The organism is Pseudomonas sp. Con_6, from assembly GCF_059379395.1.
The window spans coordinates 765942-781854 of record NZ_CM182011.1 but is presented as its reverse complement, the minus strand read 5'-3'; the positions used below and the strand labels follow the sequence as shown (position 1 = coordinate 781854).

The 15913-nt window shown below is 63.9% G+C and carries 14 protein-coding genes; 9 read left to right on the top strand and 5 right to left on the bottom strand.

Annotation, left to right across the window (positions count from 1 at the left end):
* Positions 1–29 precede the first annotated feature (29 nt).
* The 4 genes from AC5QPF_RS03595 to AC5QPF_RS03580 all read left to right on the top strand — a co-directional run bounded on the left by AC5QPF_RS03595 (position 30) and on the right by AC5QPF_RS03580 (position 3339).
* Positions 30–749 (top strand): ATP-binding cassette domain-containing protein, encoded by a 720-nt coding sequence (locus tag AC5QPF_RS03595; RefSeq protein ID WP_494962028.1) that lies wholly within the window; start codon positions 30–32, stop codon positions 747–749.
* Positions 749–2014, top strand: coding sequence for an FtsX-like permease family protein (locus AC5QPF_RS03590; protein ID WP_494962027.1), 1266 nt, complete (start codon positions 749–751; stop codon positions 2012–2014). Before AC5QPF_RS03595 ends, AC5QPF_RS03590 begins: the two co-directional genes overlap by 1 nt.
* An 11-nt stretch (positions 2015–2025) precedes the next feature.
* Positions 2026–2547, top strand: coding sequence for a DUF3299 domain-containing protein (locus tag AC5QPF_RS03585; protein WP_494962026.1), 522 nt, complete (start codon positions 2026–2028; stop codon positions 2545–2547).
* Positions 2548–2655: 108 nt separating this feature from the next.
* Positions 2656–3339, top strand: coding sequence for an OmpW family outer membrane protein (locus AC5QPF_RS03580; protein WP_494962025.1), 684 nt, complete (start codon positions 2656–2658; stop codon positions 3337–3339).
* Positions 3340–3404: 65 nt separating this feature from the next.
* On the opposite strand, the gene AC5QPF_RS03575 is transcribed toward AC5QPF_RS03580, so the two are convergent.
* On the bottom strand, positions 3405–4334 hold the full coding sequence (locus AC5QPF_RS03575) for an NAD-dependent epimerase/dehydratase family protein (protein ID WP_494962024.1): 930 nt from the start codon (positions 4332–4334) through the stop codon (positions 3405–3407).
* Entirely contained in the window at positions 4327–5211 is an 885-nt protein-coding gene (locus AC5QPF_RS03570; protein ID WP_494962023.1) for a sugar nucleotide-binding protein, read from the bottom strand. The genes AC5QPF_RS03575 and AC5QPF_RS03570 overlap by 8 nt, the downstream gene beginning before the upstream one ends.
* Positions 5212–5503: 292 nt before the next feature.
* Between AC5QPF_RS03570 and AC5QPF_RS03565 the strand changes: the two genes are divergently transcribed.
* Positions 5504–6547, top strand: a complete 1044-nt coding sequence (locus AC5QPF_RS03565) for a TauD/TfdA family dioxygenase (RefSeq protein ID WP_494962022.1) — start codon at positions 5504–5506, stop codon at positions 6545–6547.
* Between the two features lie 21 nt (positions 6548–6568).
* Positions 6569–7366 carry a TSUP family transporter gene (locus tag AC5QPF_RS03560; protein WP_494962021.1) on the top strand — a complete coding sequence of 266 codons (798 nt, stop codon included), beginning with the start codon at positions 6569–6571 and terminating at the stop codon, positions 7364–7366.
* A 3-nt stretch (positions 7367–7369) separates the two neighbouring features.
* Here the strand turns inward: AC5QPF_RS03560 and AC5QPF_RS03555 are convergent, their stop codons facing one another.
* Positions 7370–8188, bottom strand: coding sequence for a helix-turn-helix domain-containing protein (locus tag AC5QPF_RS03555; RefSeq protein ID WP_494962020.1), 819 nt, complete (start codon positions 8186–8188; stop codon positions 7370–7372).
* A 178-nt stretch (positions 8189–8366) separates the two neighbouring features.
* On the opposite strand from AC5QPF_RS03555, the gene AC5QPF_RS03550 reads away from it, so the two are divergent.
* Positions 8367–9809, top strand: coding sequence for an amino acid carrier protein (locus AC5QPF_RS03550; protein ID WP_494962019.1), 1443 nt, complete (start codon positions 8367–8369; stop codon positions 9807–9809).
* A gap of 92 nt (positions 9810–9901) precedes the next feature.
* Complete coding sequence (locus tag AC5QPF_RS03545; protein ID WP_494962018.1) at positions 9902–10897, top strand: asparaginase domain-containing protein; 996 nt, start codon at positions 9902–9904, stop codon at positions 10895–10897.
* Positions 10898–10974: 77 nt separating this feature from the next.
* Here AC5QPF_RS03545 and AC5QPF_RS03540 read toward each other — a convergent pair whose 3' ends face one another.
* Positions 10975–11490, bottom strand: a complete 516-nt coding sequence (locus AC5QPF_RS03540) for a single-stranded DNA-binding protein (RefSeq protein ID WP_458974978.1) — start codon at positions 11488–11490, stop codon at positions 10975–10977.
* A 9-nt stretch (positions 11491–11499) separates the two neighbouring features.
* Entirely contained in the window at positions 11500–12894 is a 1395-nt protein-coding gene (locus tag AC5QPF_RS03535; protein WP_494962017.1) for an MFS transporter, read from the bottom strand.
* Between the two features lie 129 nt (positions 12895–13023).
* On the opposite strand from AC5QPF_RS03535, the gene uvrA reads away from it, so the two are divergent.
* Positions 13024–15858: an excinuclease ABC subunit UvrA gene (gene uvrA / locus AC5QPF_RS03530; RefSeq protein WP_494962016.1), complete on the top strand. Its 2835-nt coding sequence runs from the start codon at positions 13024–13026 to the stop codon at positions 15856–15858.
* Positions 15859–15913: the final 55 nt, after the last annotated feature.

Genomic DNA, 15913 nt, shown 5'->3' with positions numbered 1-15913 from the left:
AGCGCCCGGGGCAACCCGGGCGTCGACATATGAGCCAGGCACTGATTGAACTGACCGACCTGGGCTTCGCCTGGCCGGGACACCCCCTCCTGCTGGACATCCCCACGCTGCGCCTCGAGGCCGGCGAATCGCTGTTCCTCAAGGGCCCCAGCGGCAGCGGCAAGACCACCCTGCTGGGCCTGCTCGGCGGCGTGCAGAAAGCCAACCGCGGTAGCATCCGCCTGCTCGGCCAGGACCTCGGCGAACTGAGCCAGAGCGCCCGCGACCGTTTCCGCGTCGACCACACCGGCTACATCTTCCAGCAGTTCAACCTGCTGCCGTTCCTCTCGGTGATCGAGAACGTCGAGCTGCCCTGTCGCTTTTCCAAGGCCCGCGCCGCCCGCGCCATCCAGCGCCACGGCAGCGTCGCCGAAGCGGCCACCCTGCTGCTCGCGCATCTGGGCTTGAAGGACCCGGACCTGCTGGTGCGCCGCGCCGACAGCCTGTCCATCGGCCAGCAGCAACGCGTCGCCGCCGCCCGCGCGCTGATCGGCCAGCCGGAGTTGGTGATCGCCGACGAACCCACTTCGGCCCTCGACGCCGATACCCGCGAAGCCTTTATCCGCCTGCTGTTCAACGAGTGTCGCGACGCAGGTTCCAGCCTGCTGTTCGTCAGCCATGACCAGAGCCTGGCGCCACTGTTCGACCGCCAGTTGTCCCTTGCCGAACTCAACCGCGCGGCCCGCTTCCCAAGCGACCCGGAGGCCTGATGTACCTGCTCCGCCTTGCCCTGGCCAGCCTGGCCAACCGCCGTTTCACCGCCTTCCTAACCGCCTTCGCGATTGCCCTTTCGGTGTGTCTGCTGCTGGCCGTCGAACGGGTACGCACCGAGGCCCGCGCCAGCTTCGCCAGCACCATCAGCGGCACCGACCTGATCGTCGGCGCCCGCTCAGGCTCGGTGAACCTGCTGCTGTATTCGGTGTTCCGCATCGGCAACGCCACTAACAACATCCGCTGGGACAGCTTCGAGCACTACGCCAACGACCGCCGGGTGAAGTGGGCGATCCCGATTTCCCTCGGCGACTCGCACCGCGGCTACCGGGTGATGGGTACCACCGAGGCGTACTTCGAGCATTACCAGTACGGCCGTAAGCAGAACCTCGAACTGAGCACCGGCCGCGCCTTCGCCAGCGACCCGTTCGAAGTGGTGCTCGGTGCAGAAGTGGCCGAGGCCTTGCACTACAAGCTTGGCGACAAGCTGGTACTGGCACACGGTGTAGCCGCCATCAGCCTGGTCAAGCACGACGACAAGCCATTCACCGTGGTCGGCGTGCTCAAGCGCACCGGCACGCCGGTGGACCGCACTCTGCACATCAGCCTCGGCGGCATGGAAGCTATCCACATCGACTGGCACAACGGCGTGCCGGCGCGCGGCGACGGGCGCATCAGCGCCGACCAGGCACGCAACATGGACCTCACGCCGCAAGCCATCACTGCCTTCATGCTCGGTCTGAACAACAAGGTGGCGACCTTCGCCCTGCAGCGCGAGATCAACGAGTTCCGTGGCGAGCCGCTGCTGGCGATCCTGCCCGGCGTGGCCTTGCAAGAACTGTGGAGCCTGATGGGCACAGCGGAGCAGGCGCTGTTCGTGGTCTCGCTGTTCGTGGTCCTGACCGGACTGATCGGCATGCTCACGGCGATCCTCACCAGCCTCAACGAACGCCGTCGGGAAATGGCCATCCTGCGTTCGGTGGGCGCACGGCCGTGGCATGTCGGCGGACTGCTGGTGCTGGAGGCGTTTTCCCTGGCCGTGGCCGGGATCGCTGCGGGCCTTGGCCTGCTGTACGTGGGAATTGCCGTGGCCCAGGGTTACGTGCAGGCCAACTATGGGTTATACCTGCCGCTGGCCTTGCCGAGCAGCCACGAATGGACCCTGCTGGCGATCATCCTCGGCGCCGCGGTGCTGATGGGCAGCATTCCTGCGTGGCGGGCCTATCGACAGTCGCTGGCCGATGGCCTGTCCATTCATCTCTGAGTATCCGTGCAATGCGCCGTGCCCTGCTGTTGCTGTTGTTTTTCGCCCTGCCCGCTCTGGCGGGCGAACCGCGAACCCTGGAATGGCCGCAACTGATCCCGCCCGGCGCGCCGGTGATCAAGCCGCAACTGGCGCCGATCCACAATCTCTCGCAACTGTCGAACCTGGGTGACGCGCTGGCCGCCGAAGCGGCGCCAGCGGCGCACCAACAGGTGCCCGATGCACCGGTGGTGAAGGAGCTGGATGGCCAACAGGTCAAGCTGCCAGGCTATATCGTGCCGCTGGAAGTCAACGAGGACGGGCGCACCACGGAGTTCCTCCTGGTGCCTTACTACGGCGCCTGCATCCATGTGCCGCCACCGCCGTCTAACCAGATCGTGCATGTGATCAGCGAGATCGGCATCAAGGTCGAGGAGTTGTACCAGCCGTACTGGATCGAGGGGCCGATGCGTGTCCAGTCGTCGTCCAGCGAGCTGGCCGAGGCCGGATACCAGATGGAAGCCGAGAAAATCTACGCCTACGAACTACAATGAATGACCGCGCCCAGGCGCCTTCGCTTTCATTGAGCTGAGTCAAAATCCCTCCGCAGGCAGCTCCTTAACATTGGAACCATCGAATCCAAATGTCCCCTGGGAGCTTCCATGAACAAGTCCTTGCTCGGCGCCTCGCTGATCGCCCTCGCGCTCGCAGCGCCTGCCGTCCACGCCCACCAGGCCGGTGACTTCATCGTCCGTGCCGGTGCTGCCACCGCTTCGCCGAACGAAGACAGCGGCAACCTCAAGCTCGACGGCACCAAGATTTCCGGCACCAAAGCCACTCTGGACAGCGACACCCAGCTGGGCCTGGCGTTTGCCTACATGGTCACCGACCACATCGGTATCGAACTGCTGGCGGCAACTCCGTTCCAGCATCAGGTGAACGTGAAGGGGCTGGGCGCCGGCCTCGACGGTAAACTGGCCGATATCAAGCACCTGCCACCAACCCTGTCGGTCCAGTACTACCCGATGGATGCCGGTTCGAAGTTCCAGCCTTACGTCGGCATCGGCGTCAACTACACCCTGTTCTTCGACGAAGAACTGAGCAGCGAGCGCAAGGCGCAGGGCTTCAGCGACATGAAGCTGAAGAACTCCGTCGGCCTGGCCGGCCAGGTGGGTCTGGACTACATGCTCACCGACAACCTGCTGTTCAACGCTGCGGTCTGGTATGCCGATATCAACACCGAAGCCAGCATCGACGGCCCGAGCGCCCTGGGCGTGGGCAAGACCAAGGTCGATGTGGATGTCGATCCTTGGGTTTACATGGTCGGTATCGGTTACAAGTTCTAAAGAAAAAGGGCCGCGCAAGCGGCCCTTTTCATTTGTCGAGCGCTCCCACAGGGGCCGCGTCGCTTTCAGCGGCCCAGCAAGCGTGCCAGGCCCTCCACCAATGGCGTGGCCACCGGAAACGCGAACCGCGCCAGCAGGCGCTCATTGTCCGCCCGCGAATGACGGATATCACCACTGCGCGCCGGCCCGTAGCTGATCGCCGGCAGATCCCCCAGCACCGTGCGTAACGCCGCCAGCAACTGGTTCAGCGAGGTCGCCTGGTTCAGCCCGATATTCACCGCGCCCTCTTCCACCACCGGCATTTCCAGCGCCTGCCGCATCACCGACACCAGGTCGCCGACATACAGGAAGTCGCGAGTCTGCTCGCCATCGCCGAACACAGTAATCGGTGCCCCGCTCAGCGCACGCTCGCAGAAGATGCTGATCACCCCGGAGTACGGCGAGGACGGATCCTGGCGCGGTCCGAAGATATTGAAGAAGCGGAATACCACCGGTTCCAGGCCATGCTGACGACGATAGAAATCCAGGTAGTGCTCGCTGGCCAGCTTGTCGGCGGCATAGGGCGTCAGCGGCGCCTTGGGCGTGTCCTCGGCGATGGATACGCCATCCCCATTGTTGCCGTACACCGCGGCGCTGGAAGCGAACAGCACGCGCTTGATGCCGGCCAGGCGCATGGCCTCGCAGACGTTAAGGGTTCCGATGAAATTGCTCTGGTGAGTACGCACCGGATCTTCCACCGACGCCTGCACCGAAGCCACCGCAGCCAGGTGCACCACGGCGCGGCAACCCTCGGCGGCCTTGGCCACCAAGCCCGCATCGGCGACATCACCGACGATCAGTTGCAGGTTCGGGTTGTCCAGTCGCAGGTTGTCGCGCTTGCCGGTGGACAGGTCGTCCAGCACTCGCACGGGGTAGCCCTGGTCAAGCAGGGCATCGCACAGGTGGGAACCGATGAAGCCGGCGCCGCCGGTGATCAGGATGGGGGCATCAGCCATGACGGTAGAATCGATCCAGTAGGGTCGGCAGGCCGGAGCGCCAGGCGCGCGGCTTGATGCCGAAGGTGTGGAGAATTTTCTTGCACGCCAGCACGGCGTGCTGCGGTTCTTCGAAGGCATCGGGACGCGCAGCATGTGCCTGGGCCGTAGGGGACTCGACTGCAAGCTGGCGCAGTTGCGAGGCCTCGCCGAGAATCGCCTGGCCCAGCGCCAGCGGCGTGGTCGCCTCGTTGCCGGCGTAGTGGTAGGTACCCCACAGCGGGGCGGCACAGTCGAGTTGCTTGAGCACCGAAAGAATCACGCGAGCGGCATCGTCCACCGGGGTCGGATTGCCACGGCGATCGTCCGCCAGCAGCAGTTCCTGGGCACATTCGGCACGCGTCAGGAAGCGCCCGAGCACGCCATCGATGCTGTCGTCCAGAACCCAGCCGAAGCGAAGCAGCACATGCTGCGGACAAGTGGCCCGCACACTCTGCTCGATACGCCACAGGGCCTGGCCTCGCAGCCCCAGCGGCACCGGCTCGTCCTTCTCGCTGTAGGCCGTGGCACGGGAGCCATCGAACACCCGGTAGCTGGAAGGCTGGACAAGGATGATGTTGTGATGCTGGCACAACTCGGCCAGGCGCTCCACCGAGCGCTCCTGGGAGGCCAGGCGCTGTTCGCTGACCGACTCGGCCTGGAACCAGTCGAAGTAGTAGGCCAGGTTGACCAGTGCATCCGGGCGGGTGTCATCGAGCAACTGGGTCAGGCTCGCGGCGTCCCAGCCCTGTTCAGGCGGACGCGGCGCGAGAAAGCCGATGTCCTCCTCCGCTCCGAGACGAATCAGCGCTTGCCCAAGGGCATTTCCACCACCCAACAGCATCAGGCGCATTCGCATACGTTCAGCAGGTCCGCTCAGGTTGATCGAAAAGGAAAGCGCATAGTTTGCGGCTTCCGCCGGGGGAAGTCCAACCCGGCCAAAGTCACGGAATGTTTAACGGGACTCGCCATCCAGAGCACTTTCCCACACCGCTAAATAGGAATCAGCTTACACCGCCAAAAGAACCAACTGACTTCAACGGTTGAAAAAACCACCTTCAATAGTCCCCCAACGGTTACCTGTTCCGCAGTCAGGAGCCACAAGGGGCATGGACAGCCCCAATCCCCTGGATCGCAAAGGAAGGTTGCCCATGAAGGACTGTGAAATCGCCACCCTGTACTTCGATGATGATCAACTCGAGCAGTTGCACAAGGCCAGTCTCGACCTCGCCCGCCACGGTGGCCCGCAACAGGCCGGCGCCGCCCTGAAGGCGCGCCTCTGGGCACGTCTGCTGGAGGACAGCCTGACACCACTGCAGCAGGCCACGGTGAACCTGTTCGCCGACGGCAAGCTCGCCGCGCTGTTCTTCGCCCGCCTGCGCGCGCCCAAGGATGACCCGTTGCCGGAGCGCCTGCCGGACCTGGCGGTGCTGGAGCGTGACTTCATCTGTCTCTATCTGGGTTCGCGCAACCAGGTCCTGCTGGAACTGGTGCGCTACCGCGCCTTCGCCTTCGATATCGACAACGAGGGCAAGCACCTGCGCCTGGTCGGCAACTTCAAGGGCGGCGGGCGCCAGCCAAGGCCCGACGAGAACCGACGCACCCCTGTTGAACTCAGTTCCCATGCCGGACTGCGCCTGGGCCCACACACCGAGGCGCCCTATCACTGCTCGGTAATGGCCCGCGACGGGCACTCCCCCGCACCGTCCGCGCTGGTACTCAGCGCACGCTGGAACCCGGCCAGCCAGCCGACCCGCATCGTGCCGTTGCGCAGCGTCATCGAAAGCCTGGGCAGCCTGGAGGTACTGGCCCTCAGTTCGCGCTCCTTCGATTTCACCCGCAGCGAGTGCTTTGTCGATGGCCGCGGTGCCGGCGGCAAAGCCACCTCGATCATCGATTTCGACGCTCAGGGCGGCTTCAGCGTGCGCTACAACGCCTACCGCTTTTCCCTCAACGACCAGGCCAGCGACGCCGCCGCACAGGCCCTGGACGCCTTTCAGGCGCACCTGGCACAAACCCCGCCAGTGGACTTCGTGCTGCAACCCGACACCGTCCTGCTGGTCAACAACGGCCGCGCGCTGCATGGCCGCGAACTGCTCGACGACAATCGCCGCCTGCTGGTGCGGCTATTCGGCTATTCGCGCTTCGCCACCCCGCTGATCCTCAAGGAAGACCCGCTGCTGGTGCGCGGTTGAACGCTCTGGAGAAACTGTTTCATGCTGGAAGCCGATTTATCCCTGTTGCTCGCCCTCGGCGCCGTCGCGCTGCTGGCCGGGTTCTTCGATGCCATCGCTGGCGGCGGCGGGTTGATCACTCTGCCGGTGTTGTTCGTGGCCGGACTGGATCCGCTCGCGGCACTCGCCACCAACAAGTTCCAGGCCGCCAGCGCCACGGTCTCGGCGACCTGCGCGTTCGCCCGCCGCGGCATGCTTGATTGGCACCGCGGGCTACCGATGGCGTTGATGGCCTTTGCCGGCGGTGTCCTCGGAGCGTTGTCAGTGAGCCTGGTACCCCGCGACCTGCTGCAGGCCGGCGTACCGGTACTGCTGGTGCTGATCGCCGCCTACTTCGCCTTCAGCCCCCGCCTGGACGACAGCCGGATGCGCAAGCCAAGGATACCCCTGAGCCTGTTCTGCCTGATGGTCGCACCGTTGATCGGCTTCTATGACGGCGTGTTCGGTCCGGGGGTCGGTTCGTTCTTCATGCTGGCCTCCATGCTCCTGCTCGGCCAAGGCATGCTCCGCGCAGTGGGCAACAGCAAGCTGCTGAATGCCGCTTGCAACCTCGGAGCGCTGACGGTGTTCGCCGCCAGCGGCAAGATTCTCTGGCCGCTGGCCCTGGCGATGGCCTTCTGCGCCGTGCTCGGCGCGCAGTTGGGTGCCCGTTGCGCGGTGTATTTCGGCCCGCGTCTGATTCGTCCGCTGGTAGTCTGCGTATGTGGTGTGATGGCGATGAAACTGTTGCTGGACGCGGGCAACCCGTTGGTGGAGTGGGTTGCCCAGGAATGGCCGTGAGGACTATTCGATTTCGAACAGACCGTTGCGGATCGGACCGGCCGTGAGACGTTCGCGTACATCATCGTCGATCCGCGGGTCATCCGGACGGTACAGCTTCACCTGACGGTAGGCATTGATGCGGTTGATCTCCGGGCCGAGGTATTCCCAGACCACCCGGGTGCAGGCCGGGGTCCGGCGGTCGCCGCTGGACACTCCGGTTTTGAGACCGTTGAGGCGGGTGATGCGGCTCTTGAAGCTGGGGATCAGCACCGTCTGGCTCATCTCGTTGACGGTCAGCGACTCGTAATCCAGCAGAAACACCCGGTCCTGCAACTGGAACGCCGCACCGAGGTAGCGGCAACGCACCCAGTCCTCGGCCTGCACATCGGTACTGCTGGAGCGTTCCTGCCGCTCCTGGCGTTCGAACAGGTAGTTACCGTTTTCTTCGCGCAGATGCACCAGGGACAGAAGGATGCTTCCCGGCACCGACATGCAGTTGGAGTATTCGAAGTAGTAACCGCAGTAGCGCGACAGATTGCCGGCGTGCTCGCGCAGCGGACGCAGCAGGTCCAGCAGCGGGTCGCTCTGTACCGGACTGGTGACGGCACTGCTGCGCACGCCAATCAGACGGGCGAACTGTTCCGGCGGCAAACCCAGTTCGTAGTCCTCCACACCGAAGAAGTCGCCGATGCGCTTCAGGTTGTACGCCGTCGGCTGACTCTGGCCGCTCAGGTACTTGTTGAATTGCGCCCGATTGATCGACAGCTGCCGGCAAACCTCGGAGATAGAGCGGTAGTGGCTGCACGCCAACTTGAGGTTGGTGCCGAGGTTTTCACTCATGAAGGGACGTCCGTTTGATGCAATGGGTGCGAGTTTAGCATCAAGTCGCACCAAAACAGAGCAAGTGGCGAAATTGTAACCACAGTTGTCATAGCCAAACATGCGCCCCATGGACCTGGTGCCTTGCCGCCAGCCTATCTGTCTTTCATGCAAAGAATAAGAATCCGAGGTCACTTCCATGCTCGAAGCGCTCAACGATTTCCTCTCGGGGAAACTCCTCATCGTGCTCATCGTCGGACTGGGTAGCTATTTCACCATCCGCTCCCGTTTCGTCCAGTTCCGCCATTTCGGCCATATGTTCGGTGTATTCAAGGAATCGTTGCGCGGCCAGGCTGGCCAACTGAGCTCTTTCCAGGCGCTGATGCTGAGCCTGGCCGGTCGTGTCGGTGCCGGTAACATCGCCGGTGTCGGTATCGCCGTGACCCTGGGCGGCCCTGGCGCCGTGTTCTGGATGTGGGTCACCGCGCTGGTCGGCATGTCCAGCAGCTTCTTCGAATGTACCCTGGCCCAGGTCTACAAACGTGCCGACGGCGATGGCCTGTACCGTGGTGGTCCGGCGTACTACATCCAGCATGGCCTGAAGCTCAAGAGCATGGCCGTGGTGTTCTCCCTGCTGCTGCTGGTCACCTACGGCTTCGCCTTCAACGGCCTGCAGTCGTACACCGTGACCCACTCGCTGCAGAATGCCTTCGGCTTCGCCCCGAACCACACCGGTATCGCCCTGGCGGTCCTGCTGGCGATCGTCTTCGTCGGTGGTATCAAGCGTATCGCCGCGGTGTCCGACCTGCTGGTTCCGGTCAAGACCCTGGCCTACATCGGCGTCACCCTGTACGTGATCGGCACCCAGATCGAACACGTTCCAGCGATGCTGGAAACCATCTTCAAGAGCGCCTTCGGCCTTGACCCTGCGTTTGGCGGCCTGCTGGGCAGCGCCATCGTCATGGGCGTGAAACGTGGCGTGTTCGCCAACGAAGCGGGCCTTGGCAGTGCGCCGAACGTCGCCGCCGTGGCTGCGGTGAAACACCCGGGCGCGCAAGGCGTGGTCCAGGCATTCAGCGTGTTCCTCGACACCTTCGTCATCTGCACCTGCACCGCCCTGCTGATCCTGCTGTCGGGCTTCTACACCCCGGGCTTCGAAGGTGACGGCATCGTCCTGACCCAGAACTCTCTGGCCGCCGTGGTCGGTGACTGGGGCCGCCTGTTCGTCAGTGTCGCCCTGTCGCTGTTCGTCTTCACCTGCATCCTCTACAACTACTACCTGGGTGAGAACAGCCTGCAGTTCCTGACCCGTAACCGCCTGGTACTGATGGGCTACCGCGCTGCGGTGCTGGCCCTGATCGTCTGGGGCTCGGTACAGAACCTGGGCACTGTATTCGCCTTCGCCGACATCACCATGACCTGCCTGGCCTTCGTCAACCTGATCGCCCTGGCGATGCTGTTCAAGGTCGGCCTGCGTGTGATGCGCGATTACGACGAACAGCGCAAGGCCGGTGTGTCCCAGCCAGTGTTCGACTCTGCCAAGTTCACCGACCTGGACCTGGACCGTGCCGCCTGGCCTGCCGGCGCCAAGGCTGAAGTCGCCGACAAAGCGGTTGCCGGCGAAGCGCAGACCCAGCGCTAAGCACTACTGATCGTCGCTCCACAAAGAGAGCCGCCCCTTCGCGGGCGGCTTTTTTTTGCCCGAATTTCCTGTAAATGCTCCGGAATACCCTTATGCGCGCAGTTCAGAATCTTCTCGTCCTCTACACCGGCGGCACCATCGGAATGCTGGAAACACCCCAAGGCCTGGCCCCGGCGGGTGGTTTCGAGGCGCGCATGCGTGCCTGGCTGGAGCAGAACCCGCAGGTTGCCTGCCCGCAATGGACGCTGCGGGAAATGTCGCCGCTGCTGGACAGCGCCAACATGCAGCAGAGCAACTGGCTGGCAATGCGCGATGCCATCGTCGAGGCGGTGAAGCAGAACGGCCATGACGGCGTGCTGTTGCTGCATGGCACCGACACCCTGGCCTACAGCGCTGCGGCGTTGTCGTTCCTGCTGCTGGGGCTCGACGTGCCGGTGCTGCTGACTGGCTCGATGCTGCCGGCAGGGGCGCAGGAAAGCGACGCCTGGGACAACCTCGGTGGTGCGCTGACGCTGCTGGCCCAGGGAGTGGAAAACGGCGTGCAGCTGTTCTTCGCTGGCAAGCTGATGTCCGGCGTGCGCGCCAGCAAGCTGCGCAGCGAGGCCTTCGATGCCTTCGCCGCTCTACCGCGCCATCGTGAAAGCGAACGCGCCAGCGAGCTGCCAGCGGTGCTCAGCTATGTCCAGCCACGCACGCCGATGAACCTGGCGGTGCTGCCGGTCTATCCGGGCCTGCAGGCGGCGCACGTACGGGCGCTGCTGGACACCGGGGTAAAGGGATTGCTGCTGGAGTGCTATGGCAGCGGTACCGGGCCTTCGGACGATGAAGCGCTGCTGGAGGTGCTGCGTGACGCTGGCGACCGTGGCGTGCTGGTCGCGGCGATAAGCCAGTGTGCGGAAGGTAGCGTGGTGTTCGATACCTACGCGGCAGGCAGCCGGCTACGGGATACCGGACTGGTCTCGGCAGGTGGGATGAACCGCGAGGCGGCGCTGGGCAAGATGTTCGGGTTGCTCGGTGCGGGGCTAGAGCTGGGGACGGCGCGGCATTGGTTTGCGCTGGATCTGTGTGGGGAAGGGACAGAAATCTGACTTCTCCACCGGCATGAAAAAGGCCCAGCCTCCTGAGGAGGCTGGGCCTTTTGCTTTACCGTGTTGGCAGCGCAAACCTAGAACGGAATATCGTCATCGAAGCTGTCGAAATCCGGAGCCGGCTGTGGCGCAGGCTGCTGAGGAGCCGGACGCTGCGGAGCCTGTTGCGGACGCGGAGCCTGCTGGCGTGGAGCCTGTTGCGGCGCCTGGTTGTAGTTGTCACGCGGTGCACCGCCGTCCTGGTTCTGTGGACGGCCGCCCAGCAGCTGCATGGTGCCCTGCATGTCGACGATGATCTCGGTGGTGTAACGCTTGATGCCGTCCTTTTCCCACTCACGGGTCTGCAGCTTGCCTTCGATGTAGACCTGGGAGCCCTTGCGCAGGTACTCGCCGGCGATCTCGGCAACCTTGCCGAACATCGAGACACGGTGCCACTCGGTACGCTCGACCTTCTGACCGGTCTGCTTGTCGGTCCACTGCTCGCTGGTAGCCAGGCTCAGGTTGGTGACTGCGTTACCGTTCGGCAGGTAGCGAACTTCAGGATCCTGACCACAGGTGCCGACCAAAATGACTTTGTTAACCCCACGGGCCATAACGTTCTCCTAGGCTTCGCACGCCGCGGACGCCGGATTGACCAGGCGCTCCAGGGTCGAGCGATCCAAAATTTGTGTATCCAGTTTGATATAGATGGCGGCTTCATCTGCCACCACCACTGCGTCGGTCACACCCGGTACGGCCTTCAGGCGCTCGGTCAAGCCTGCTTCACGAAGCGCCTCGGGCGACAACGGCATGCGCAGGCTCGTTACATAAGGTGGTTCGTTCATGGTACCAGCAACGACGAGCCAGAGCCCGCACAAAGCAGCGCAACCTAGGAACACGGTGTTCAGGCCACCATGCTGGAACATCCAGCCACCCAGGATCCCGCCCAGCGCTGCGCCGAGGAACTGGCTGGTGGAATAGACCCCCATCGCCGTGCCCTTGCCGCCGGCCGGCGACACCTTGCTGATCAGCGACGGCAACGACGCTTCCAGCAGGTTGAAGGCAGTGAAGAAGATCACGGTTCCGATCACCAGTGCCGACAGGCTGTTGCCCAGCTCCCAGAAGAACAGCTCCGTCAGCAGCAAGACACTGACCGCTCCCAGGAGGACACGTTTCATCTTGCGCTTTTTTTCACCATAGATAATGAACGGAATCATTGCGAAGAATGAAATCAGCAAGGCGGTCAGGTAGACCCACCAGTGTTCTTCCTTGGGCAGTCCGCCACGTTCGACGAACGCCAGTGGCAGGGCAACGAAGCTGGCCATGAGGATCGCATGGAGGACGAAGATGCCCACGTCCAGGCGCAGCAGGTCCGGGTGACGCAAGGTAGGGCCAAGCGCCTGCTTGGCCACGCCAGACTCGCGGTGATGCAGCAGCGTATTGGATGCAGGCACGACCAAGGCGATCAATGCGATGCCCACCAGCGCCAGCGCCGCCGTCGCCAGGAACAGCCCCGACAGCCCGAAGGTGCGGGTCAGCAACGGCCCCACCACCATGGCAACGGCGAACGACAGGCCGATGCTCATGCCAATCATGGCCATGGCCTTGGTCCGGTGCTGTTCACGGGTCAGGTCCGACAGCAACGCCATCACCGCCGCGGAAATCGCCCCGGCACCCTGCAGGATGCGTCCGGCGATCACGCCCCAGATCGAGTCGGCCTGCGCTGCCAGTACGCTCCCCAACGCAAAGATCACCAAGCCCAGGTAAATCACCGGGCGCCGGCCGATGCGGTCGGAAATGATGCCGAAGGGGATCTGCAACACCGCCTGGGTCAGGCCGTAGGCACCGATGGCCAGGCCGATAAGGGCCGGCGTGGCGCCCGTCAGGTCCATGCCATAGGTCGCCAGGACCGGCAGGACCATGAACATGCCCAGCATACGGAAGGCGAACACCAGGGCCAGGCCGCCTGCGGCGCGGGTTTCGCTGCCACTCATGCGTTCGCTGTGGGGATCGTGCATGGATTAACCTCGTGTGAACCGGCGGCGATTCTACCAGTCCCATCGGTTAACGGCATCTACGCGACGCTTTGCCGCGTACCGGTGGCGCGCCGTATACTTCTGGGTTTATGCCCGCCAAGCGAGGCCGTAGTGGACAAGATCCTGATTCGTGGGGCGCGCACCCACAACCTGAAGAACATCGACCTGACCCTGCCCCGGGACAAGCTGATCGTCATCACCGGCCTGTCCGGTTCCGGCAAGTCTTCCCTGGCCTTCGATACCCTGTATGCCGAAGGTCAACGACGCTACGTGGAATCCCTGTCGGCCTATGCCCGGCAGTTCCTGTCGATGATGGAAAAGCCCGACGTCGACACTATCGAGGGCCTGTCGCCTGCGATTTCCATCGAGCAGAAGTCCACCTCGCACAACCCCCGTTCCACCGTCGGCACCATCACCGAGATCTACGACTACCTGCGCCTGCTCTATGCCCGCGTCGGTACGCCACGCTGCCCGGACCACGATATCCCGCTGGAAGCGCAAACGGTCAGCCAGATGGTAGACCTGGTCCTGGCGCAACCGGAAGGCAGCAAGCTGATGCTACTGGCCCCGGTTGTACGGGAGCGTAAAGGCGAGCACCTGGCGGTGTTCGATGAGCTGCGCGCTCAGGGCTTCGTCCGCGCGCGGGTCGACGGCAAGCTGTACGAGCTGGACGAGTTGCCCAAGCTCGACAAGCAGAAGAAGCACAGCATCGATGTGGTGGTGGACCGCTTCAAGGTCCGCGCCGATCTGCAGCAACGCCTGGCCGAGTCCTTCGAGACCGCGATCAACCTGGCCGACGGTATCGCCTTGGTGGCGCCGATGGACGACGAAGCCGGTGAAGAAATGATCTTCTCCGCGCGTTTCGCCTGCCCGATCTGCGGCCACGCGATCAGCGAGCTGGAACCCAAGCTGTTCTCCTTCAACAACCCGGCCGGCGCCTGCCCGACCTGCGATGGCTTGGGGGTCAAGCAGTTCTTCGACGCCAAGCGCCTGGTCAACGGCGAACTGACTCTGGCTGAGGGCGCGATCCGCGGCTGGGATCGGCGCAACGTCTACTACTTCCAGATGCTCGGCTCACTAGCCGCGCATTTCGGCTTCAGCCTGGAAATGCCGTTCAACGAGCTGCCCGCCGACCAGCAGAAGACCGTTCTCTACGGCAGCGGCACGCAGAACGTCGACTTCAAGTACCTCAACGACCGGGGTGACATCGTCAAGCGCTCGCACCCGTTCGAAGGCATCGTGCCGAACCTTGAGCGGCGCTACCGCGAGACCGAGTCCGCCACGGTGCGCGAAGAGCTGGCCAAGTTCCTCAGCACCCAGCCCTGCCCGGACTGCCGCGGCACCCGCCTGCGCCGCGAGGCGCGGCATGTCTGGGTCGGCGAGAAAACCCTGCCGGCTGTGACCTGCCTGCCGATCGGCGATGCCAGCGAGTACTTCGGCGGGCTGAAGCTGACCGGGCGTCGCGGCGAAATCGCCGACAAGATCCTCAAGGAAATCTGCGAGCGCCTGCAGTTCCTGGTCAACGTCGGCCTCGACTACCTGACCCTCGACCGCAGCGCCGACACCCTGTCCGGTGGCGAGGCCCAGCGCATCCGCCTGGCCAGCCAGATCGGCGCCGGCCTGGTGGGGGTGATGTACATCCTCGACGAGCCGTCCATCGGCCTGCACCAGCGCGACAACGACCGTCTGCTGGCGACCCTCAACCACCTGCGTGACATCGGCAACACGGTGATCGTGGTCGAGCATGACGAGGACGCCATCCGCCTCGCCGATTACGTGGTGGATATCGGCCCGGGCGCCGGCGTGCACGGCGGCCAGATCGTTGCCGAAGGCTCCCCGGCCGAGGTCATGGCCCACCCGGATTCGTTGACCGGCGCCTACCTGTCCGGCCGCAAGAAGATCGTCGTGCCGGCCAAGCGCACACCACGCAACAAGAAGCTGTCGATCAAGCTCAAGGGCGCGCGGGGCAACAACCTGCAGAACGTCAACCTGGAGATCCCGATCGGCCTGCTGACCTGCGTCACCGGCGTGTCCGGGTCCGGCAAGTCGACCCTGATCAACAACACCCTGTTCCCGCTGGCCGCCACCGCACTGAACGGCGCGTCCACCTTGGAAGCCGCCGCCCACGACAGCTGCGATGGTCTGCAGCACCTGGACAAGGTGGTGGATATCGACCAGAGCCCGATCGGTCGCACGCCGCGTTCTAACCCGGCGACCTACACCGGGCTGTTCACGCCGATCCGCGAACTGTTCTCCGGCGTACCCGAATCCCGGGCGCGGGGCTACGGTCCAGGGCGCTTCTCGTTCAACGTCAAGGGCGGTCGCTGCGAGGCCTGCCAGGGCGACGGCCTGATCAAGGTGGAAATGCACTTCCTGCCGGATATCTACGTGCCCTGCGACGTGTGCAAGAGCAAGCGCTACAACCGCGAGACCCTTGAGATCAAGTACAAGGGCAAGAACATCCACGAGGTCCTGGAAATGACCATCGAGGACGCTCGCGAGTTCTTCGATGCGGTGCCGGCACTGGCGCGCAAGCTGCAGACGCTGATGGACGTAGGCCTGTCCTACATCAAGCTCGGGCAGTCGGCGACCACCCTGTCCGGCGGCGAGGCGCAGCGGGTCAAACTGTCCCGCGAACTTTCCAAGCGCGATACGGGCAAGACCCTGTACATCCTCGACGAACCGACCACTGGCCTGCACTTCGCGGATATCCAGCAATTGCTGGACGTGCTGCACCGCCTGCGCGACCACGGCAACACCGTGGTGGTGATCGAGCACAACCTCGACGTGATCAAGACCGCCGACTGGCTGGTGGACCTGGGTCCGGAGGGCGGCTCAAAAGGCGGCCAGATTATCGCCTACGGCACGCCGGAAGAACTGGCGAAGATGAAGCAGTCGCACACCGGGTATTATCTGGCACCGCTGCTGGAGCGTGATCGCGCCTGATCCGCCGATCAGCAACGAAAAAGCCCCTGTCGCGAGAGCGACAGGGGCTTTTTAT